The organism is Cytobacillus sp. NJ13, from assembly GCA_030348385.1.
Taxonomy (GTDB): Bacteria; Bacillota; Bacilli; order Bacillales; family Cytobacillaceae; genus Cytobacillus.
In genome coordinates this window covers 5,118,290-5,139,464 of record JAUCFP010000006.1, presented here as the reverse complement: position 1 = coordinate 5,139,464, position 21,175 = coordinate 5,118,290, and the positions used below count along the sequence as shown (strand labels likewise).

Annotated in this window: 21 protein-coding genes, 1 other RNA gene and 1 riboswitch; of the genes, 9 read left to right on the top strand and 13 right to left on the bottom strand. The window is 41.3% G+C overall.

The window, feature by feature from the left end:
* Positions 1 to 59 precede the first annotated feature (59 nt).
* A riboswitch (purine riboswitch) is annotated at positions 60 to 161 on the bottom strand.
* A gap of 362 nt (positions 162 to 523) precedes the next feature.
* Genes QUF73_25460 through QUF73_25450 form a run of 3 tightly spaced genes read left to right on the top strand, consistent with a single transcriptional unit; the run spans position 524 to position 2,826 of the window.
* Positions 524 to 673 carry a cytochrome c oxidase subunit 2A gene (locus QUF73_25460; GenBank protein MDM5229464.1) on the top strand — a complete coding sequence of 50 codons (150 nt, stop codon included), beginning with the start codon at positions 524 to 526 and terminating at the stop codon, positions 671 to 673.
* A gap of 21 nt (positions 674 to 694) precedes the next feature.
* Positions 695 to 1,171 carry a cytochrome c oxidase subunit II gene (locus tag QUF73_25455; protein ID MDM5229463.1) on the top strand — a complete coding sequence of 159 codons (477 nt, stop codon included), beginning with the start codon at positions 695 to 697 and terminating at the stop codon, positions 1,169 to 1,171.
* A complete protein-coding gene (locus tag QUF73_25450) occupies positions 1,171 to 2,826 on the top strand; it encodes a b(o/a)3-type cytochrome-c oxidase subunit 1 (GenBank protein ID MDM5229462.1) in 1,656 nt (551 codons plus the stop codon). The genes QUF73_25455 and QUF73_25450 overlap by 1 nt, the downstream gene beginning before the upstream one ends.
* 439 nt (positions 2,827 to 3,265) lie before the next feature.
* Here the strand turns inward: QUF73_25450 and QUF73_25445 are convergent, their stop codons facing one another.
* The gene (locus QUF73_25445; protein ID MDM5229461.1) at positions 3,266 to 4,186 is read right to left on the bottom strand and encodes an EamA family transporter; all 921 of its coding nucleotides are present in this window, start codon (positions 4,184 to 4,186) and stop codon (positions 3,266 to 3,268) included.
* Positions 4,187 to 4,251: 65 nt separating this feature from the next.
* Complete coding sequence (locus QUF73_25440; protein ID MDM5229460.1) at positions 4,252 to 5,763, bottom strand: carboxypeptidase M32; 1,512 nt, start codon at positions 5,761 to 5,763, stop codon at positions 4,252 to 4,254.
* A gap of 302 nt (positions 5,764 to 6,065) precedes the next feature.
* Here QUF73_25440 and QUF73_25435 point away from each other — a divergent pair, with 302 nt between their 5' ends.
* From QUF73_25435 to QUF73_25410, 6 genes are all read left to right on the top strand, one after another.
* Complete coding sequence (locus QUF73_25435; protein ID MDM5229459.1) at positions 6,066 to 7,226, top strand: MFS transporter; 1,161 nt, start codon at positions 6,066 to 6,068, stop codon at positions 7,224 to 7,226.
* Between the two features lie 6 nt (positions 7,227 to 7,232).
* Positions 7,233 to 7,373, top strand: a complete 141-nt coding sequence (locus tag QUF73_25430; protein ID MDM5229458.1) for a hypothetical protein — start codon at positions 7,233 to 7,235, stop codon at positions 7,371 to 7,373.
* 205 nt (positions 7,374 to 7,578) lie between these two features.
* Positions 7,579 to 7,821, top strand: coding sequence for a DUF2249 domain-containing protein (locus QUF73_25425; protein MDM5229457.1), 243 nt, complete (start codon positions 7,579 to 7,581; stop codon positions 7,819 to 7,821).
* On the top strand, positions 7,818 to 8,024 hold the full coding sequence (locus QUF73_25420; GenBank protein MDM5229456.1) for a DUF2249 domain-containing protein: 207 nt from the start codon (positions 7,818 to 7,820) through the stop codon (positions 8,022 to 8,024). Before QUF73_25425 ends, QUF73_25420 begins: the two co-directional genes overlap by 4 nt.
* Before the next feature lie 13 nt (positions 8,025 to 8,037).
* Positions 8,038 to 9,279, top strand: coding sequence for a hypothetical protein (locus tag QUF73_25415; GenBank protein ID MDM5229455.1), 1,242 nt, complete (start codon positions 8,038 to 8,040; stop codon positions 9,277 to 9,279).
* Between the two features lie 11 nt (positions 9,280 to 9,290).
* Entirely contained in the window at positions 9,291 to 9,590 is a 300-nt protein-coding gene (locus tag QUF73_25410; protein ID MDM5229454.1) for a metal-sulfur cluster assembly factor, read from the top strand.
* A 73-nt stretch (positions 9,591 to 9,663) separates the two neighbouring features.
* On the opposite strand, the gene ltrA is transcribed toward QUF73_25410, so the two are convergent.
* The 11 genes from ltrA to QUF73_25355 form a co-directional block, all read right to left on the bottom strand.
* Positions 9,664 to 10,923, bottom strand: a complete 1,260-nt coding sequence (gene ltrA, locus QUF73_25405; GenBank protein ID MDM5229453.1) for a group II intron reverse transcriptase/maturase — start codon at positions 10,921 to 10,923, stop codon at positions 9,664 to 9,666.
* 591 nt (positions 10,924 to 11,514) lie between these two features.
* Positions 11,515 to 13,443 (bottom strand): ATP-dependent DNA helicase, encoded by a 1,929-nt coding sequence (locus QUF73_25400; GenBank protein MDM5229452.1) that lies wholly within the window; start codon positions 13,441 to 13,443, stop codon positions 11,515 to 11,517.
* 221 nt (positions 13,444 to 13,664) lie between these two features.
* Positions 13,665 to 13,832 carry a hypothetical protein gene (locus tag QUF73_25395; protein MDM5229451.1) on the bottom strand — a complete coding sequence of 56 codons (168 nt, stop codon included), beginning with the start codon at positions 13,830 to 13,832 and terminating at the stop codon, positions 13,665 to 13,667.
* A gap of 79 nt (positions 13,833 to 13,911) precedes the next feature.
* Positions 13,912 to 15,051 (bottom strand): class I SAM-dependent RNA methyltransferase, encoded by a 1,140-nt coding sequence (locus QUF73_25390; protein ID MDM5229450.1) that lies wholly within the window; start codon positions 15,049 to 15,051, stop codon positions 13,912 to 13,914.
* Between the two features lie 210 nt (positions 15,052 to 15,261).
* An RNA gene (gene rnpB, locus QUF73_25385) (RNase P RNA component class B) lies at positions 15,262 to 15,650 on the bottom strand.
* Between the two features lie 81 nt (positions 15,651 to 15,731).
* Entirely contained in the window at positions 15,732 to 16,031 is a 300-nt protein-coding gene (gpsB, locus tag QUF73_25380; GenBank protein ID MDM5229449.1) for a cell division regulator GpsB, read from the bottom strand.
* 80 nt (positions 16,032 to 16,111) lie between these two features.
* A complete protein-coding gene (locus QUF73_25375; protein MDM5229448.1) occupies positions 16,112 to 16,681 on the bottom strand; it encodes a DUF1273 domain-containing protein in 570 nt (189 codons plus the stop codon).
* Between the two features lie 95 nt (positions 16,682 to 16,776).
* Positions 16,777 to 17,190 (bottom strand): CotD family spore coat protein, encoded by a 414-nt coding sequence (locus QUF73_25370; protein ID MDM5229447.1) that lies wholly within the window; start codon positions 17,188 to 17,190, stop codon positions 16,777 to 16,779.
* A 97-nt stretch (positions 17,191 to 17,287) separates the two neighbouring features.
* Positions 17,288 to 17,383 carry a hypothetical protein gene (locus tag QUF73_25365; GenBank protein ID MDM5229446.1) on the bottom strand — a complete coding sequence of 32 codons (96 nt, stop codon included), beginning with the start codon at positions 17,381 to 17,383 and terminating at the stop codon, positions 17,288 to 17,290.
* A 137-nt stretch (positions 17,384 to 17,520) separates the two neighbouring features.
* Positions 17,521 to 18,783 carry a ribonuclease H-like domain-containing protein gene (locus QUF73_25360; protein ID MDM5229445.1) on the bottom strand — a complete coding sequence of 421 codons (1,263 nt, stop codon included), beginning with the start codon at positions 18,781 to 18,783 and terminating at the stop codon, positions 17,521 to 17,523.
* Positions 18,773 to 21,073: a DEAD/DEAH box helicase gene (locus QUF73_25355; protein ID MDM5229444.1), complete on the bottom strand. Its 2,301-nt coding sequence runs from the start codon at positions 21,071 to 21,073 to the stop codon at positions 18,773 to 18,775. Before QUF73_25355 ends, QUF73_25360 begins: the two co-directional genes overlap by 11 nt.
* Between the last annotated feature and the right edge of the window lie 102 nt (positions 21,074 to 21,175).

Below are 21,175 nucleotides of genomic sequence, written 5' to 3'. Positions count from 1 at the left end.
AGCAATGGCCTTCAGGCTAATGGATCTAAGCTGCAGGCAAACAAGGATGACTAAAAACGTCCTGTACATTGCTCACTCATAGTCGGATCATTTACGGTAACCCGGTAGAAACTTGCGAGCCATATCCTCGCGATTATATGAGTGAATGTTATTAATTTATTAACATTATAACATCATTTACTAATACTTCAATCAAAATCTTTAACTAAATACGAACTAAATAATATATTTTCAGAAAATTGTTCGTTAATTAGACAATTCACTCTCTTCAGTATGCTCATCTTGAAATAATTTAGCCTGCCTTCTTCAGCTTCATTAAACCTTCACAGTTTTTTCACAATTTACAGGTTTGTTTTGTGACATAAATCACTTAAATACCAATTTTTCACCATTATCATAGTGTTTAAGTTACGAATGAACAATTTGTGAACTCAATGAAAGCAACTAGAATCTTCCTAAATGTTTTGTATTATGAAAGTGTAATCATTTACTTTTTCCAAATATTCGAAAGGAGTGAAGGACAATGGCGAAAACGGAACTCAGCCGAAAAACAAAGACTGAAATAGAGGATAGCTCTTCCTTAAAGGGAACGCTAGCTTCCGTTTTCTTATTAGGATTCTTCCTGATCATTACATGGGCAGGTGTTTATTCATTATTTATCAGCCGCTTTTAAAGTTAGAAAGGGGAAAAAGCCATGCATATGCATAAATTTGAAAAGGCCTGGCTCACTTTTGGAATCGGATCGCTGCTTGTTTTTCTAACAGTCTTGGGAGTCAGCGCATTTTACCTGGGCAATCAGCCCCCAAGCTGTTTGGCAACAATTGACCCAGAAAAGGTCGATACTACCGCTCCATTTAATGAGCCAGGACTGAAAAAGGTAGAAGGGAAAGATTGGGATTACGAATTGGTATACGTAGCATCCGCGTTTTCCTATAGCCCGGCTGAAGTGGAGGTTCCATATGGTGCCAAAGTGAAAATTATCGCTACAACCAAAGACGTCGTCCACGGTTTCGAAGTTGCGGGATCAAATATCAACATGATGCTTGAACCCGGCTATATCAGTGAACATGTTACAACATTTGATAAAACAGGCGAATACTTAATTGTATGTAATGAATATTGCGGTGTTGGTCACCACATGATGTCGTCCAAAATTAAGGTGGTGGAATAATGTTTAATCCTTCAGCAAAATTAAAAGTTGACCGCCGTGACGGAAAATTGGCAATGGCTCACTTTTTCGTTGCATTTACAGCTTTAGCAATAGGCGGCCTTGCTGGTTTATTGCAGACTTTGGTCCGCTCCGGTAAATTCGAGCTACCAGCAGGCATCGGATATTACCAAATTCTCACGGTTCACGGTGTTGTTCTGGGACTTGTACTTACTACCTTTTTTATAATGGGCTTCCAGATTGCTGCAACAAGCAAAACATCAGGGACCCTTACAAATAAACAGCGAATTGCCGGCTGGATCGGTTTTTGGCTGATGACAGCAGGAACTGTTCTTGCAGCTGTCATGATCCTGTTGAATGAAGCTACTGTTCTTTATACTTTCTATGCTCCTCTTCAAGCACATGCATTGTATTATATCGGCTTAACACTTGTTATAGTGGGAAGCTGGGTTGACGGGGCAGCCATCATTATGAAGTATGCAGAATGGCGAAGAAAAAATCCCGGACAGCCAAGTCCGTTATTAACCTTTATGTCATTGGTCAACACGATGATGTGGATTGTGGCAACAATCGGTGTAGCGTCTACCGTTCTTTTCCAGCTTCTTCCTTGGTCATTGGGGTTTGTAGAAACAGTAAATATCGGAGTCAGCCGCACTCTATTCTGGTATTTCGGACATCCGCTTGTTTACTTCTGGCTATTGCCCGCATACATGGCCTGGTATGTTGTTATTCCCAAGGTAATCGGCGGAAAAATATTCTCTGATTCATTGGCACGTTTGTCATTCATTTTATTCCTGCTGTTCTCAATCCCTGTCGGATTTCACCATCAATTAATGGAGCCGGGAATTGATCCAGCATGGAAATTCTTTCAGGTTATCCTAACATTCCTGGTTGTCATTCCATCTCTGATGACTGCATTTTCTCTATTTGCCACTTTTGAAAGCTTTGGCCGTTCCAAAGGGGCCAAAGGATTATTCGGCTGGGTAAAAAAACTGCCTTGGGGAGATGCCCGATTTACTGTTCCTTTCATCGGAATGGTTGCCTTTATTCCAGCGGGTGCAGGCGGTATCGTTAATGCGTCCCACCAGATGAACCAGGTTGTTCATAACACGATCTGGGTAACCGGCCACTTTCACTTAACAGTGGCAACATCTGTAGTACTTACATTCTTTGGGGTTTCTTACTGGCTGATTCCTCATCTGACAGGAAGAACATTAACAAAGGCAATGAATAAATTAGGGATCATCCAAGCAGTTATCTGGGCCATCGGAATGACATTCATGTCAGGTGCCATGCATGCTGCCGGTCTTCTAGGAGCGCCTCGCCGTTCATCATACTCTGAATATGGCGGAGCAGCACAGGCAGCAGAATGGATTCCATATCAGGTTGCACAGGCAATCGGCGGTTCTATCCTATTTATAGGCATCATCTTAATGCTTTATATCTTCATCAACCTTGCCTTTTTCGCACCAAAGGGAGAGCAGGAATTCCCTGTCGGAGAAGCTGCCGATGAAGCCGAAAAAGCTCCAATGGTATTTGAAAATTGGAAGCTTTGGCTTGGAATTACGGTTGTTCTTATTCTATTTGCCTACACCATTCCATTTATAGATTTAATTCAAAATGCACCTCCTGGGGCTAAAGGATATAAGCTTTGGTAGAAAGGAAAAGCGGAAGCGCCTTGCCCATGAAGGAGCGCAGAGAACGCCACGTCCTGTGGCAACGTCTGCATGACCCACATCCTCCCAAAAGCTGTCGCTTTCGGTCGTGCGATGTTTATGCTGACGAAGCCTTCCCTGTCCTGTGGGCCTCAAGCACAAGACGAGCCTCTCGAAAAGGCGTTCTTTGCCTTTTTGGGAGGCTTGCCCGAAATGTGGAGGCGACTGCCTAGGGACGAAAGGCATAAGACGGTTCCTGTAAGAAGGCGTTTTTCCTTCTGGAAGGAAACGGCTTATGACCCCGAGTCCCTAGGAGCCGCAACTAGACAAGCTTGTGACCTCGAGGGGGTAGGCTGCTTGCGCTAGACAGTTATCTAAGTTCAAAATTTCATTCTCATTTATTTTAAGAAATAACACTCCGTTCCGATATGGACGGAGTGTTTTAGTGTTCAAGCTCGCTTGAGTCAGCCACCATTCCTGCATTTTTCCTTCTTGCAGGCAAATTCACAATAATTACCGAACTGAGTATCAGCAAAGTACCGGCAATCTGGACTGCACCTAGACTTTCCCCGAAGAGTGTTACTCCTAGAAGCATGGCCACGACTGGTTCAACTGTAGCAATGACAGCTGCTTTGCTTCCATCCGTTTTTTCCAGTCCCCATGTATAGACAAAATAGGCGAGAACCGTAGGCACAAATCCCAGACCAATACTAAGGAACAAAACTTCAGTGTTTAAAAACATTTCAGCTTTTGTCCACAGTCTGGTTACCGGGATTAGAAATACCGATGCAATCAGGAATGTATAAAGCGTAACTGTAAACGGATGATATTTTCTTAACGCAAATTTTCCGAATATCGTATACAGCGCATAGCCAAACCCAGAACCCAATCCCGTCAGAATTCCCAGCATAGTAAGATCACCGCTGCCTGCTGTTACTCCGGCAATTAGAATGCAGCCCAAAATCGTGCCTGCCACAGCTGCAATTTTCCCCAGATTTATCCCTTCCTTTAAGAACAGGTAAGATAATACAGTAACAAATGCTGGAGCTGTGTAAAGCAGAACGACTGCCATTGATATGCTGATTTGATTCATCGCTGTGAAATAACAATAATTAAAAAAGACGATGCTCAGTATTCCGGTTCCGGCAAAAAGTCTGATGTCAGAGGCTGATTCCAGTTTAAAGCAGTTCCGGAAACGCACAATTCCGAAAAGAACGAGAAATATTGCTGCAAAAAAAACTCTCGCGGCCACAATTTCCATAGCCGTAAATCCATAATCTCCGAGCCCTTTAACAAATACAGCAATAATGCCCCATAGACTTGCTCCTAGCGCAATCATTAAGAATGGAAGTATTTTCTTCATTATTTCTCTCCATGAAGTAAGAGGATGGCTGAGGCCACCCTCTTACTCAAATTATTAATAAACACCTATTTCAGCTGATACACCTTACCGTACTTATCATACAGATAGTCAATTAAATGCTGGGCATTCAGCCCTTCACCAGTTACGTCATTTAAGATTTCAAGCGGTTTTTTCATTTTGCCGAACTGGTGCACATTTTGTGTAAACCACTCTTTGATTGGCAGCAAATTGCCCTCTTCAAGTAATTCATCATAGTTTGGCAAATCCTTTAACATGCTGTTTTTAAGCTGTGCTGCATACATATAGCCTAAAGCATAGGAAGGGAAATAACCGAAGCTTCCTCCAGCCCAGTGGACATCCTGCAGAATGCCTGCTCCGTCATTTTCAGGCTTTACTCCCAGGTATTGTTCATATTTTTCATTCCAGATTGCAGGAAGGTCTTTAACTTCGATTTCATCATTGAACAAGCCCTTTTCAATTTCATATCGGATGATGATATGAAGCGGATATGTTAATTCGTCTGCTTCAATACGGATTAAAGAAGGCTTTGATTCATTAATGGCACGATAAAAAGCATCTATTGACACATCATCAAATTGACCGCTTGCATATTCTTTAAGAAGGTCATAATTCTTTTTCCAGAAAGAAAAATGTCTTCCAACAAAGTTTTCATAAAATAATGACTGTGATTCATGAATTCCCATGGATGTTCCAGAGCATAGCGGAGTGCCCACCAGGTCAGAAGAAATATTTTGTTCATATAGAGCATGCCCGCCTTCATGAATTGTACCAAATACAGCTGTTCGAAAATCTGTTTCATCATATTTGGTTGTTACTCGGACATCACCAGGGTTTAAACCGGTTGCAAAAGGATGAACAGTCTCATCAAGGCGTCCTGCCTTAAAGTTATAGCCCATCTGTTCAAGAACTTTAAGGCTGAAATCCCGCTGTTTGTCTTTGGAAAAGTGTTCAAATAAAAAGCTGGTGTCTGGTTTATTCTGTGATTCGGAAATTTGCTGAACCAGCGGAACAATTTTTTCCCTCAGCTGCCCGAAAACCTGATCAAGTGTTTCAACAGTGACACCAGGTTCATACATATCCAGCAGAGTATTATATTTGTTTCCTTCATATCCCCAATAAGAAATGAATCGTTTATTCATTTCAACAAGCTTTTCCAAATAAGGCTGGAACATTTCAAAATCTGAGCCTGCCTTTGCATCTTCCCAAATGCTTTCAGCTTTGGATTGCAGGATGACATATTCCGTGTATTCCTCTTCAGGAACTTTTTTATTCCGATCATAATCCTTTTTACATTCTTCAAGAGTTTTCAATGTTACTTCAGAAAGATTTTCCTGGCCGGAAAGTTTCGCTATGTATGCAGCCATTTCCTCAGATGTAGACATTCTGAATACTTCTGAGGAAATCATTCCAATCACTTCGGAGCGCTGTTCTAGACCCTGTTTTGGTGCGCCTGTCCGCATATCCCAATACATCAGCCCGATGGCTTCATTATAGGCCGTCATTTTTTTGACATAATCAAGGAATTGCTGTTCTGTCTGTTTTAGTGATTCTGCCACACTATTTCCCCCTCTATATCTATTACAGTATCATTTTATCATATTTTTCTGAAAAGGCAGTCATCATAATCTTTTTCCTTTTGCTGTTTTTCTTTTTAACCTGCCGGCCAAAGAGTTATAATGGTGGAAAGTGAACTAAACATAAAGTGAAACTTCAATTAGCGGGGCGCTTTTCCCCGCTGATTGTTAGTTGAACTTATCGGGCCCTTACGGGCAGTTTGACCCCACTTATCCTCTTTTGATTCCTCTGAGCCCTAAAGTGAAGGTCTTACTGCCCGTTGGACGCGAGAAAGTGAGATAGCATGAAATATTTGATTTACTTTATCGTTATTGCAGCATTTATAGATACATTTTCCCAGCTCCCCATTATGAGCCCTTTTGCCAAAACCTTTGACTCTTCACCAGCCTTTGTGGGATTGATTGTTGGGATGTATTCCTTCTCGAATATGATAGGCAATATTTTAGCAGGCTATTGGATAGATAAAAGCGGAGCAAAAAAAGTTTTGGTCTCTGGCCTTTCCTTAACTGGTATGATTTTAGTCCTATATACATTTGCTGAGACACCTGTGGATTTAATTACAGTAAGGTTTTTTCATGGGTTATTTGGCGGCTTTCTGGTACCTGCCGCTTTTACAGTCATTGCAGACCGCGGAAAATCACACAAACAGGGTAAAAAAATGGCTGTATCAGGCGCTGCTGTTGGCTGTTCTGCCATTATCGGGCCTGCTTTTGGCGCTGTGATTGCTTCCAATTACAGCATAAACTGGGTCTTTTTAATTATAGCAGCAACGATGATCAGCAGTGCAGTCCTGGCCTTTGTGTTTTTGCCATCTGGGAATCTGAAAAAAGTTAAAGAAGAGAGCTCTCATTCTGAAAAAATGCTTCCATTACTAAAAAATCCTATGCTTGCAGCAAGCTATTTAGGAGCTTTTTCACTCATGTTTGCTCAAGGGACACTTGCTTATCTTCTTCCTCTTCAGGTAGAAGCTCTGCAATTTGATTCGATGTACAGCGGGATCTTATTAAGCACTTTCGGAATAACCGCAATCCTTATTTTTCTGCTGCCCATTAATAAGATTTTTGATACATATAAGCATCACAATAGCATGCTTGCAGGAATGCTGATCATTGGAATTGCACTCATTCTGCTAAGTTCAGCTTCTTCTCTTGCATTCATGTTTTTATGCATGGTTCTTTACGGCACCGGGTTCGCTCTTTTATTCCCTTCCATTAATGCCCTTATAGCCAGCCATACAACAGAAAAAACAAGAGGAAAGGCGTTTGGCCTTTTCTATGCCTTTTTTTCTTTGGGCGTTGTAGCTGGCTCCACCCTATTAGGTTTATTGGGAGTAACTTTCAACATAGGTTTTTTGATCGCCGCAGCACTTTTACTGTTAACGGTATGCGGCATGTTCATATACTTTAAAAAACGGAGTTCCCAATTATTAAAGAGCCAGGAGTGACCTAAAATGAAGGAATTCGTTGGCAGCTGCTCTGTTTGCGGCAAAGACCTATACTGTCTTGATGGATTCTTCAACGGAGTCCATAATGAAAAAAATGAAACAATCTGTTTTGAATGTATTGAAGAACAGGAAGAATCCGCAGAGTAAGCATCTGCGGATTTTTTTGTTCTAATGATTTTTTTATAACTTTATAATGCCTTTTGAAAAATGTTCTTCGAAATATGATATATGTCACTTATTTGAAAAGCTGCCGCTGTTAAACTAAAAGCAATTAATAACTATTCTCATTGCAGTTGATTCACTGTTATTGGCAACTAATTTAAACCATTAGCCAATTAAAGGAGAGATCAGAATGGAAAACAAAATCGTTGAACTCGATGTAAGAGAGGATATAAAAAATAAATTGGAGCCGTTTCAGAAAATCATGTCTGCGGTATCTGGACTTGATGCCGAAGATGTTTTTATTCTGCATGCCCCATTTAAGCCCATCCCTCTTTTTGGAGTATTAAAGGCAAAAGGGTTTGAATATAAAGCTGAAGAAATTGACAAGAAGCATTGGAAAGTGATCTTTACTAAGAGAGGTGCGTCAAAATGAAGCTGGATAACCGGGGCCTGGAGCCGCCGCAGCCGATGCTGAGAACACTTGCAGCTCTTGATAGCCTTCCAGAAGGAGAAACCTTATCAATCATCAATGACAGGCGGCCCATGTTTCTTTATGAACAGCTGGATGAAATGGGCTGCAGGCATGTAACTGCCGAAAAGGAAGATGGAAGCTTTTTAATAGAAATTAAGAAATAAGCAGGTGATCCCAATGCTCGCCAATACAAAAAATGAGACCAATATCAAACTTCCTTTTTTATTTATACTTTTCAGCTTGCTCTGTTTAATAGGATCTATGGCCCTCATTCTTTTTCAAGGCGATTCCATCATTAACAGCCAATTTCGCGTACCCGCAATTTGGTCATCCGCTCATCTGTTTATATTGGGATGGGCGCTGATGACAGCAATGGGAGCTATGTATCAGCTCATTCCAGTGGCCTTTCTAACACCAATATGGAATGAAAGGTTTGGCTTTATCCAATTTACGGTTACTGCCTTTGGAATATTATATTTTGCCCATAGTTTATTTCATAATCCAGAAAGTGCACTGCTGCCTGGGCTTATTACATTAACAGGCATCTTATTGTTTCTGCTGCAGATGTTCATGACTTTAAGGCAGCAGGCGAAGCCCAATGTATTGACTCTTTTCGTGGGAACTGCGCTGATTAGTCTGTTAACTGCTATTCTAATGGGAATCATCATGGTCTACAGCATGAAAACAGGCTTTATTTCTGATTATTATCAAGCAGTCTTTAAAAGCCACATACTTCTTGGAACAGCAGGCTGGTTTACACTCTTGATTTTTGGATTTTCCTATAAAATGGTTCCCATGTTTTCCTTGTCTCATGGCTATAGCATGAAGCCGGCCAAATATGTCTTTACGGTTTATGCAGCAGGTCTGGCTGCGGCAGTTATCTCTTTTTTCACAGAGAAAAGTTCACTTCTTACCATTGCATTAATGATCCTGGCAGGAGGATTTGCATTCTTCACCTGGCACATGCTGCAAATTCTGCAGAGAAGAATAAAGAAAAAGCTTGATTATTCATTCCGGTTTGCTCTTCTCGCTATACCTGCAGGACTGGCCATCCACCTGGGAGCTTTCGTATGCTCGCTTACCGGCAAATTTGAAAGTACCGTTGGGTATCTGGCATTTGCATACCTCTTGCTTTGGGTAGCATTGAGCATTCTGGGTTATCTATTTAAAATAGTGCCATTCCTATGGTGGACTTGGAAATACAGCAAAAAGATCGGCAAAAAGAGTGTACCTTCGCTCAAGGAAATGATGAATGACAAGGCAGCCATTCCGGTTCTTTCCGCTTTCATTCTCGGTATACTCAGTGTGACAGTCTCCATTGCATATAAACACCTTGTACTGTTCCTATCCGGCCAGATTTTAACGGTTGGCGCCAGCATTGTTTTCTGTTATTTGATTATAACTGTTTTAAAAAAATAGGAGGATTAAACATGAATCCAGAAGAATTAGTTCTCAGCAATCTAAAAAGAGTTATAGATCCTGAGTTAAATATAAACGTGGTTGATTTGGGACTTATTTATGATATTGATTTTCCCCATGATGGCAAGGCAGTTATTACCATGACCCTGACAACACCCGGATGCCCGCTCCATGACAGTATAGTCAGCGGAGTAAAGTATTGCATTGAAGATCTGAATCAATTTTCTGCTGTTGACGTCAACCTTGTCTGGGAGCCTGCCTGGACCCCTGCCCGTATGACACCTGAAGCAAATCAGCTTTTGAGAGGTTAATCGAGTAGGAGGGGGTGACTAACCCCCGACCTCTCACACCACCGTACGTACCGTTCGGTATACGGCGGTTCAATTAAGTTTGACGTAGAAATTCATATCTTTGATATAGACTTTTAAGCCCTCGATTACTCCAATAGGAGTTATCGAGGGTTTTGTGTAGAATTGGACTAGAGGCTATTCTCCAATATTTCTTTCTGGAGTTTCCCCATTCGTATGCCTTTTGGTCAGTGACACCTAGACCTTTGAGTTTTCTTACTCTTGTCCTCGGTTTCTTCCATTGTTTCCATTCAATCATACGAAGTCTTCTTCTAATCCACTCATCGAATTCTTTAAATTTACTTGGTGTATCAGCCAATGCAAAATATCCACACCATCCCGTTAGATATTGATTTAGTTTCTCGATTCTAACTTCCATAGGAATTGGTTTAGAACGGGAGGTTAACCCCCTTATTTTAGTTTTAAGCTTTTTGATACTTTCATTTGCTATTCGAACCTTCGGTATCTTATTAAACGTAAAGCTAAAGCCAAGGAACTTTCGTTTCCACGGGCGATCAACCGCTGATTTTTCTCTATTTACTTTAAGCTTTAATTTCTGCTCAATGAAGCATGTAATCGAGTTCATCACTCGTTCTCCAGCTTTCTTCGATTTCATGTAAATATTACAATCATCGGCGTAGCGGACAAACTTGTGACCTCTCTTTTCTAGCTCTTTATCGAGCTTATCCAGAAGGATATTCGAAAGAAGAGGGCTCAGAGGACCTCCTTGTGGTGTCCCTTCTTCTGCATCATGGACTACACCATTTATCATGATTCCTGCTTGGAGATATTTCCGTATCAATTTCAAGACCAATCGGTCTTGGATTTTACTTGCCATTATCCCCATCAATTTATCATGATTCACTTTGTCAAAGAATTTCTCCAAGTCCATGTCAATCACCCATCTATAACCTTCACTAATAAATTCCCTTGCTTTACGAACAGCGTCGTGAGCTCTTCTTTTTGGTCTAAATCCATAACTATGTTCTGAGAAGGTTGGGTCAAAAAGCGGGGTTAGAACTTGGGCGATGGCCTGTTGGATGAACCGGTCTGTCACGGTAGGTATTCCTAGTAACCTTACTCCACCGTTCGATTTCGGGATTTCGACTCGACGGACTGGGTTAGGTTGATAGGTACCTTTCCTTAAAGAGTCACAAAGGGTGTCCCAGTTCTCATAAAGATGTCTTCGTAGGGATTTTACGGACATTCCATCTATGCCGTGACTCCCTTTGTTCTTCTCCACACGTTTAAGTGCTTCTATTAAGTTTTCCCGTGACAGAATCAGATCCATTAACATGTGATATTTCCTTTCGACGTGAACGTAGAAATCTAATTATGTTATTCCTGCTCCACCCTCATGAAGTCCCCTGTGGATTCACCACTTCCTCCTTCAAGTAAGTCCTTTCGGATTGTCTGCTTCTACACAGGAATTGTATGCCTAGTTTCTCGTTCTTCCTAATTGTTCAGTCCTTCCCTTACCGTCTCGAGTTGGTAAGGTACTATGACCTCTGCTGACTTCTAATTGTTCAGCTATCTATCATTAGATAGGTTACCAAGTGTACTTGGCGTTTCAATCAGACCTCCCCGGGTAAGAGTACAGTCTTTCCCTCCATCTATCTGCTCCATTTACTCTGTACCACCTTCGGCAGTAAGGATTTCGTTTTGATGTGCAAACTCATCCAATGGTACCTAGCCTTATATGAAGTTCGTGTTCCTCAGACCGGAGGTTTGCCGCTCGCTTCCTTCAGATTCCGCGTCACCGCGGACACCCTTGCGTTAAGCTAACCACTACTACTGCCTTCATGGCTCGGGACTTGCACCCTATAGACTGCACCCATGCCGGGCGCACACAATAAGGCAGTGCCCGCTTTTTGGGCACTGCCTTTGTTCAGCTTTTTATGGATGGCTCTGCAGGCAGAACCTTATTTATCGTTTCGCACACTTCTTGATTTTCATTTTTATTCATCAGAATGTGAACTGTGCCCTTGTCTTCATGTGTTCTAATTAATCTCCCAATCCCCTGCCTTAACCGAAGAATCATATATGGCAGATCAACCTCTCTGAAAGGATCAGATGAACCTTCCCTTTTGGCTGTAAAGACCGGATCATGAGGAGGAAATGGCAAGCCAAAAATAAGCACATTTTCCAGGGATCTTCCCGGTATATCAAGTCCTTCCCACAAATGGACCGAACAGAGGACTGAATGCTCATCATTTTGGAAATTTGACACGAGGGTACTTATTTCTGCATCCCCTTCAAAAAAGACTGGCACACTCAATTTTCCTGATGCAAAGGCTTTGAATTCTGCCAATTCAGAAGGGTTATTGAATAATACTAAAGCCCTGCCTTCTGTCAGCATAATTTCTTCTAGAACATATTCCATCTTCTCTAAGCCTGATTCCTCTGCAAATTCCGGCATGCTAATGACCATATTTTCTTCATAGTCGAACGGGGAGTCTACGGTAAAAGATAAATAATCATCTACTCCGAGGCTCTTTGCCATATAATCAAAGGATTTATTTTCTGACAATGTTGCTGAAGAGAATACAAACGGCTTCTTCTGGGAAAATACTTCTTCCCGCATAATATCTTCCACCATTCTTGGCATGATGACCAGGGTTCTTTCCCCATCATTTTCTTCAAACCAGGTAATTCCTTTTAAATCCTTTAGGAACAGTGAAAGTGAGTATGCAATTTGCTCAAGATATTCTTCGACAATTTTCAAGTCATATTCATTAATGACGTACATTTCGCTTTCAAACACCAATTCTTCCTCAAGAGTATTGATTAAGCTCTGCAGTTTACGGCCTTCCCTCATTACATCGGCAGTTTTTTCAATCGTTTTCTTGTCAGAGCCTGTGTCACCCGAAGCGGACATGGCAAGTGTTAAAAAGAAATGCTCATTCTGGTAAATAGCATCCTCAATGATATTTAACGTTTTTTCACGTACATCATTAGCCATAAGCCTTGTTAAAATGGATTCCAGTATCTGCTCAGTAAAACGATAGGTCAGAGCCTTTTGGGATGCATATTCCAGCAAATGGCCTTCATCAAAAACCACACAGGAGCTCTCAGGAAGCAAGGGCAGCTGCCCTTCACGTTTTCTTGATTCCTTTGTCCAGATATGTTCCATATAAAAATCATGCGAACAAATAATCAAGTCTTTTGCGCTCCGGTAGTATTCCCTATGGAGAGTTTGACCGCAGCGGTGGCGTTTCTCACAAGTAAAACAATCCTGGATTGAATCCCACGAGACATTCTTCCAATGCTCATCCGGCAAATCAGGATAATCTTTCCGGTCACCATATCTCTCAAACTTTTGCATGGAAGAGCCTGTTTGAACAAAATCCGGAAGATCATCAAAAATGCGGTTATAATGATCATGAACATCATTCGCTACGAGCTTATCCAGCTTATTTAAGCATAGGTACTGATCACGTGATTTTGCCAGCCTGACATCAATATTCAACCCTAATGCTTTCTCCAGCTTGGCAATATCTCCTTCCTTTTTCACAAGCTGCTCGATTAAAGTCTCATCCGCACAGGCGATAATAGCAGGTTTGTTTATGTACCTGGCATAGCTAATTGCATATAAAAGATAAACAATCGTTTTCCCGGTCCCTACACCAGCCTCAGCAAAAATAATACTTTTGTCTTTAAATGCCTTCTCCAGCTGAAAGGCCATAAATATTTGCTCATCCCGAATTTCAAATCCCGCTTCAGGCAATATATCGTAAAAAACATCTCCGATCCACTCGCTAAGCTTCTCGTAAAAAGATTCGCTCTTGGATACGGCAAAAGGCATTCGGTTAGACATGCTACCCCTCCGTAATTAAAAAGTTAAAGCGCCTTTTTATCCAGACGCTTTGATTTCAGTTCTATCATTATTTCATATTTAGATTGTTTATAATCAAATGAACATCATATAATTTTATCTCAAATACTGCAACTGTCAAGATTTATAAAAAATCGAATATTGATCTTTCACATAAAAAAACAGGGGTGCAATTAAAAGCAGCCCCTGCTCGATATTGACGATTAGTTGACACGTGACATAGAAAATGACAATGCCTGCTGCAATTCGTCCTGTGCATTTCTTAGACTCTCCAGTGCTTCTGCTGATGGATCACCATCTCCCTGTATTGCTTCAAGTGTTCCATTAAGCGCCTGGGAAATTTTATTGAAATCAATGCTGGAATGTTTCATTGCCACCCCTCCTGAAAAAAGAATCAGATAGAAATATTCTATACAGTTTCAGGAGGAATTATGCTTTTGTTTTTAAATACTAATTATTTCTTGGCGGTCTTTTGCCCCAGTACTGATAATAGTCTGTGCGAATAAAACCATTGAAGAGCTTGCGTTTCTTAGTCGCTTTTTTTCCAAAGTGAGTTTCAAATTCTTCGTCTGAAGTCAGGATATAAATGGACCACGTGTCAAGAGGGGCCAAGGCACTGCCCATTTCAGCATACATCCGCTGTACCGCAGCTTTCTCACCAAGTCTCTCCCCATATGGAGGATTTCCGACAATGACACCATATTCCTTAGCAGTCGTAAAATCGCGGACTTGCATTTGTTTGAAGTTTATTAAATCTCCCAATCCTGCTTCAAATGCATTTTCTTCAGCTATTTTCACCATCCTGTGATCAATGTCAGCACCTGTGATATCGAGAGGCTGATCATAGTTCGCCAGATCTTCAGCTTCATTTCTTGCATCTTCCCAGACTTTTTCAGGAATCCATGCCCATCCTTCCGAAATGAATTCACGATTAAAACCTGGTGCAATATTCTGGCCGATTAACGCTGCTTCTATCGGAATAGTGCCAGATCCGCAGAAAGGATCTGCAAATGGCTTATCCGGGTTCCAATTAGTCAGCATAACCAGTGCAGCTGCCAGTGTTTCCTTTAGGGGTGCTTCCCCCTGCCCTGCACGGTATCCCCGTTTATGGAGTCCGCTTCCACTGGCATCGATGGTCAAAAGTGCTACATCTTTATGAAGAGCAACTTCTATTTTAAATAACGGCCCATTTTCTTCGAGCCAGCCTGTCTTCTGATACTTTGTTCTCATACGTTCCACTATTGCTTTCTTGACAATAGCCTGACAATCGGAAACTGAAAAAAGCTTGGACTTCACAGATTTTCCTGAAACAGGAAATTCGGCATTATCAGGCATATACTTTTCCCAGGGCAGCGATTTTGTTTTCTCAAAAAGCTCATCAAAACTTGTTGCTTTAAATTCTCCAACTTTTATGCGAATTCTGTCTGCTGTTCTCAGCCATAAATTCGACCGGACAATTGCAGCTTCATCGCCTTTAAATGTTATTCTGCCGTTTTCAACTTCACATTCATATCCGAGATCGCGCACTTCTTTGGCAGCGAGTGCCTCAAGCCCCATGGCCGTAGTGGCGATTAAATCGTATTTAGACATATTTTCACCCTAACCTAATTCTTATTTCTATTATGTATACCCTAACTCGGCTTAGCAATCAACACATAAAGTATATCTGTTTATATGCTTAGCCGCAATGAAGGCCTGTTAGGTTCCATGATTTTGATTTTATACAAGGCAGCAAAGTAAAAAAGCTCTCCCAAAAGGAGAGCTTGAATTTATAACACTCATACTGTCTCACTAATAACGTTCTGTAAGCCATGTTTTGTACCGTAGTACTGCAAGCGACAAATGTCTCGTACTCAGGTGGCAATCATCTATCTACAGGCATCTGCCTGTCCTTCCCGTTGTTCATTTCCTCAGGGAAAGTGCCCCTACCATCATTTGGGTTTCTCGCTCGCGGGGTTTACCTCGTTCCACCCTTTTCATTTCTGAAAAGGCTACGTCACTGTGGCACTTTCAAGGTATTCATGCCATATCCCGAAGGACTTAGGCATTTTCCCTGCCGTCAGCCAGAGCTAGCTCAGACTGCCCTAGCTTATGAATTCGCTAGGCACGAACACTACAGGCATCTCAGCCTGTGCGAGCATGGACTTTCCTCTACAATATAAAATATATTGCAGCGATTACCCGAACGCTATTAATGATCACAAAGAATATTATATGTAATCTGTGATGGAATAGCAATGGTTTTAAACAGGAAAAACTGATAATTCCTGTCAATCATACAACTTGCTGCCAAAAACGTGTTTTTCCAGATTTGATAATCTTTTTAGAATATCAAAATTGGTTGTACCTGCAGTTTGTGCTGCCGGTCTGCGTGAAGCTTCATCAGCCTGTTTTTTCAATCTCATATTTTCCTGCTGAAGATCTTCAATTTCCTGATGGAAGGCTTCATAATCTTTAATGACCAAATCTAAGAACTTATCAACATCTTCAGGCTTATAGCCTCTCATGGCTGTTTTAAACTCTTTTTCCAAAATATCTTTTGCAGTTAATTTAATTTTATCGGATAGCATGACACTCACCTCAGTATATCGCCAATCATAATTAATACTATTTTTCCAGAGATATGTACATTTGTCAATTTATCTGAGCATTATTCAAATATGTCTCTCTGAGAGAATTGTTCTTCTTCTATAATCAATTGTAAATCATAAAAGGTGATTAGTCTAATGTCATATTCATTTTCTTCCTGATATTTTTTTGCTGTTTCGTATAAATACTTAGGGCTTCCCTCTTTTTCCGAATCATAGAATAGGAGAAGCACGTCACTTTTATTGACAAAAAAATGATTTTTAAGCCTGAATTGCTGCGGGCTTTCATACGGTTTTTTTGATACTGAATCAATAAAATCAGCCTGAAGCAGTATGGATTCATACCATTCCTTGTTCGCATCCTTCCAGGACGCTTCCTGCTCCAAAAATGGAGTTATGACTGCAAGCTTCAGATCTTCGTAACCTTCCAGCTTAAGGTCAGATACAACTTCAGCCGCCCAAAGCTCGGCACCCAGCTGCCCGCTGATGATTACCCACTCGAGGCCATCATCCATCAAAGAAAGCAGGCTTTTTCTTATCGCGGTTTTTATATAGCCGACTGCAGGGTCATCATTTTTAAAAATCCCTACTTCAAAAGGCTTGTACCCTGAAATAACTGCTACTTTTGTCAATTGCAAAAACTCCTTAAAGAAATCTGGCCGTGACTCATTTAAGTTTCCATTTGATATTTATATAAATAAAACAAGGGCAAAAAAGCCCTTGTTCATTATCTGCCGGAAAAACTTGGCCCTTGTTTTGGACCCATTCCGGTTGATGCTCCTGCTACGCCAGTACCTGGTCCGCCATATCCAGGGCCCATTCCCATACCTGGACCCATTCCCATACCTGGACCCATTCCCATACCTGGGCCCATTCCCATTCCTGGCCCCATTCCTGGGCTATATGCCCCTGCAACACCTGGTCTTGGTCCCAAATTAACATTTGATTGTGTCACCTGGTTCACTGTTGACTGAGTTTGCGGGAAAGAATGCTGATTCTCATAGTTAATGTGGTTTACATGAGTATGATGTGTAGGATGAATGTGTGGAACCACAATGTTCTGGAACGAATGAGTTACACAGCATTTTGTCGGATAAACAACAGCAGGCAGCACCTGCGAAGGTCTTGGTCTGCAATACATGTAAAGATCCCCTTTCGAAATTGTTTTTACATTAACAACCTATGTGAGAAAGAGTAATCTTGTACTAATGAAAATACCTATTTTTTAGGTACTAGCCTTAGAGCATGCTGTAGAAACTGTCTTTTAAATTGGAGAAAACGATTGCTGTAGTGAAAATTACAAGGAAGAATAAAAATAAGATTGTTTTATACATTTTTTACCAGCCCCACTATATAAAATTCCTAAAAAAGTACCACACAAGTTATAATTTTAACTGTTAGGAGAAGTACATACAACTAGGAAATAGTGGATTTTTTTGTCTGGTATATTAAAATTATGTTACAGGGGAATTTAAATTCGATTAAACTTTCGTTCAAGCCGTACAATCCGCCGATGTATTTCTTCCTGTTTTATTTTTAGCTTTTCTGTTTCGCCACCTGAGATTTCTTTCATCATGTTAAAAGCTTTTTTCGCATACATAATAGCCTGGCCTATATCCTTAAATCGATGCTCATAGATCTTGGCCAGTTCAATGCAGGATATTACCTTCATATTCATCAAGCCTTTTTCAGCAATATCCTTCCATAATTTTGCCGCCTCATCCCAGTTTTTATGTTTCTTATGCTCAAAAGCCAGTGCAAACCTGGCATCCAAAGCTTCAGAAGACTCTCCTTCAGATATTTTATTAAAGACTGTCTTCGCCTGTGAAGATTCTCCCAGTGCTGAAAGCCACCTTCCTACTTCATAAAGCTCTCGGGAGGTCTGTTTTTCATCGAGCTGCAGTATTTGGAAAGAAAGATGTGTATACAGGCTGATCAGGGATAAAATATCAATTTCATTATGTTTTATGATTCCCAGCATGCCTTCAGGATCTTTTCTTTCAATAAAATCAAAGTAAATCATCGGTGCGAGAAAACCGGGAATATCGTCTTTTCTCTCAATCCCCAGAACATCTTTTTCTACTGCAGCAAGTTTTATTCTCTCGAGTTTGTGCTTCCACATTCTCCTTGCAGCATGATATAAGTCGAAATGGCCAAATGGAGGCAGCTTTGGGACATGCTCCCTTAGGAGGGTATGTCTCGTTTTTACCTGCGGCCAGTCGAAAGCTTTCCCGTTGTATGTCACCATTGTTGAATAATCAATGCTTTCCAGAAAGCTTTTATACAAAGGTATCTCAGCGCCTGGGTGAGGAAGGATATGCTGTTTCAGCTTTATTTTGTTTCCCTGCAGACTGGCTTGGCCAAGCAGGAAGATAGTATTGCCAGTCCCTCCGCCCAATCCTGTTGTCTCTGTATCAAAAAAGAAAAGATTTTCCGGCCCGTGACCGGAAGCAGACAAGGGATGACTGATGCTTGTAGAATTCCATGCCTCCACTGCTGCTGTAAAGTGCCTGAAAGGATAGATTCCATGCATCTGATCAAGACTGTATTCTTTTTCCCTTACAAGGCAGTAGGAGTCTTCAAAATAATACGGATAAACACCTTCATTAGCCCAAACTTCTTTATATGGGACCTCGATCTTATTCTCAGGGTTCCGGACGAATAATGAGGGCTGTTTATTACTATCTGTACCAAGATGGCCCTTTAGCCTGTTCAGCTTGTTTTTAATGGACAATTCTATCACCTGCACTATTAACGCCATTTTTAAAAAGCTTAAGAATCCTGAGTACATCTTTTTTTGCCGTTTCTGATGAAGTATCTGTTCCGATGCAGGAAGGACAGCCATGGTCACATGAACATCTGCTGACCATTTCCTTCGTTTCGTGCATGATATGTTCTATTCCCCCAAAAATTTTCTCACTTAACCCTACACCGCCGGGATACCTGTCATAGAAAAAGATCGTCGGCTTTTCATTATGGGCCGCTTTCACTTGAGGGACAACATGAACATCCTGAGGATCGCACATAACAAATAGGGGTACAATATGTTTAAGCGCATGTGCTGTTCCGATGAGTCCCTGCTCAAGCCGGTCTTGCTTATAATTTAAGGATTCCTTGTTAAACGAAAGCCAGGTTGAGCTTGTATGAAGTTCTTCCTCCGGAAGTGTTATTGGACCGGATCCGATATTTTCATGTGTTTCAAACTTAATTTTCTTAAAGATCGTAGCCATTGCCACAACACTTACATCCCCAAACCCCACTTCCCCAATGGTAGATGTTCTGAGTTTATCCTGTTCCAGCACCTTTAGCTCAACTGCCAGGTTGGCATCAGTAAAATAGTCTACATCCACTTCCCGGACAAACGCCTTTTTCTCTTCCCAATCAAGCATTTCCACCTGAAACTGGGTCCCCTGGTGAAGATAGATTGCTTCTTCATGCAGAAGGGTCATAGCGGAAAAGCGGTCCATTTCGCCAATAACTTTCACATTCGCGATATCCGATTGATCAATTATAACGACATTTTCCTGTGATGCTGAACGGAGGCTGATGTTATGGGCAGGAAATGAGTCTTTCATCCAATAAAATTTATCTCCATTTTGATGAAGCACCCTTTCTTCCGCCAGGTATTCTAATACCTCTTCAGTTTCAAAGGTGCCAAAACGGTCCCCGGCATTAAAAGGAAGCTCATAGGCTGCACACTTGATATGATCCACCAGAATAATAAGATTATCTGGATTAATTCTGGCTGTTTCAGGACTTTTATTAAAAAAGTAATCAGGGTTTTGAATAACATATTGATCGAGCGGACTGGAGCTTGCCACCATGATGACAAGCGATTCACCATGCCTTCTGCCTGCACGTCCAGCCTGCTGCCATGAGCTGGCAATTGTACCGGGGTACCCGGTCATGACACAAACCTGCAGCTGTCCGATGTCCACTCCAAGCTCAAGGGCATTTGTGCTGACAACTCCATAAATCTCCCCTGAACGAAGTCCTTTTTCAATTTCCCGCCTCTGGGTTGGCAGATAACCGCCTCTATACCCCCGAATGGCTTTAGGCCCCAATTTATGCTTTACAAGCTCTTGGAGGTAAGTCAGCAGGATCTCTACTCTGACTCTGCTTCTTGCAAACACAATGGTCTGGATTTTATTTTTCAGAAGTTCACCTGCGAGCTTTCTCGCTTCGAGAGTAGCGCTTCTTCTGATATTCAGCGGTTTATTGACAATAGGAGGATTGTAAAACACAAAATGTTTTTTCCCGCTCGGGGCTCCATTATTATCTACAAGTTTCATCGGCTTTTCTGTAAGCTTTTCTGCGAGTTCCAATGGATTTGCAATTGTTGCAGAAGTACAGATAAAAATGGGGTCACTTCCATAAAAACGGCAAATGCGTCTAAGGCGGCGAATGACATTGGCTACATGGCTGCCAAATACCCCTCTGTAAATATGAAGTTCATCTATGACCACATACTTTAAATTTTCAAACAAAGACACCCATTTTGTATGATGAGGCAATATCGCCGAATGAAGCATGTCCGGGTTTGTTATAACCACATGCCCAGCCCTGCGTACCTTTTGCCGGATGTTTGCTGGTGTATCCCCGTCGTATGTATAGGAATTGATATCCAATCCGGACTCCTGGATGATTTCATTGATTTCGCTTTTTTGGTCCTGAGCCAAGGCTTTTGTCGGAAACATATAAAGCGCCCTTGCATCTGGATCATTGACGATCGTCTGCAGGACTGGAAGGTTGTAGCAAAGTGTTTTCCCTGAGGCCGTCGGAGTTACCGCTACAAGACTGTCCCCATTCATGGCTGTCCGATAAGATGTTTTTTGATGTGTATAAAGCCTTGTAATGCCCCTCTTTTGAAATGCTTCCATTAAAGATGGATGAATGTCTTCCGGAAGGCCGGCAGTCTTAGCCTCTTTTTCCTCTATTGTATGCCAATGGACAATATTATCTTTATATTGCTGTTCAGATATAAGCTCTTTCATGATTTCAGGCAGATTTTTACGCACTTTCATCTATTTCACCTCATATCCCTATTTTAGCGAATAAACGTTCGTTCTAACAGAGCAAACTCTTAAATTTCATTAACTTTTTATGGAAAATATTCTATTAAACAT

Coding starts and splice junctions, on each gene's coding strand:
- QUF73_25370 (MDM5229447.1), bottom strand. CDS start 17,190: ATGTATTGCAGACCAAGACCTTCGCAGGTGCTGCCTGCTGTTGTTTAT.
- QUF73_25435 (MDM5229459.1), top strand. CDS start 6,066: ATGAAATATTTGATTTACTTTATCGTTATTGCAGCATTTATAGATACA.
- QUF73_25410 (MDM5229454.1), top strand. CDS start 9,291: ATGAATCCAGAAGAATTAGTTCTCAGCAATCTAAAAAGAGTTATAGAT.
- QUF73_25390 (MDM5229450.1), bottom strand. CDS start 15,051: ATGTCTAAATACGATTTAATCGCCACTACGGCCATGGGGCTTGAGGCA.
- QUF73_25400 (MDM5229452.1), bottom strand. CDS start 13,443: ATGTCTAACCGAATGCCTTTTGCCGTATCCAAGAGCGAATCTTTTTAC.
- QUF73_25430 (MDM5229458.1), top strand. CDS start 7,233: ATGAAGGAATTCGTTGGCAGCTGCTCTGTTTGCGGCAAAGACCTATAC.
- QUF73_25415 (MDM5229455.1), top strand. CDS start 8,038: ATGCTCGCCAATACAAAAAATGAGACCAATATCAAACTTCCTTTTTTA.
- QUF73_25365 (MDM5229446.1), bottom strand. CDS start 17,383: ATGTATAAAACAATCTTATTTTTATTCTTCCTTGTAATTTTCACTACA.
- QUF73_25445 (MDM5229461.1), bottom strand. CDS start 4,186: ATGAAGAAAATACTTCCATTCTTAATGATTGCGCTAGGAGCAAGTCTA.
- gpsB (MDM5229449.1), bottom strand. CDS start 16,031: ATGCTATCCGATAAAATTAAATTAACTGCAAAAGATATTTTGGAAAAA.
- ltrA (MDM5229453.1), bottom strand. CDS start 10,923: ATGTTAATGGATCTGATTCTGTCACGGGAAAACTTAATAGAAGCACTT.
- QUF73_25455 (MDM5229463.1), top strand. CDS start 695: ATGCATATGCATAAATTTGAAAAGGCCTGGCTCACTTTTGGAATCGGA.
- QUF73_25450 (MDM5229462.1), top strand. CDS start 1,171: ATGTTTAATCCTTCAGCAAAATTAAAAGTTGACCGCCGTGACGGAAAA.
- QUF73_25460 (MDM5229464.1), top strand. CDS start 524: ATGGCGAAAACGGAACTCAGCCGAAAAACAAAGACTGAAATAGAGGAT.
- QUF73_25355 (MDM5229444.1), bottom strand. CDS start 21,073: ATGAAAGTGCGTAAAAATCTGCCTGAAATCATGAAAGAGCTTATATCT.
- QUF73_25420 (MDM5229456.1), top strand. CDS start 7,818: ATGAAGCTGGATAACCGGGGCCTGGAGCCGCCGCAGCCGATGCTGAGA.
- QUF73_25425 (MDM5229457.1), top strand. CDS start 7,579: ATGGAAAACAAAATCGTTGAACTCGATGTAAGAGAGGATATAAAAAAT.
- QUF73_25395 (MDM5229451.1), bottom strand. CDS start 13,832: ATGAAACATTCCAGCATTGATTTCAATAAAATTTCCCAGGCGCTTAAT.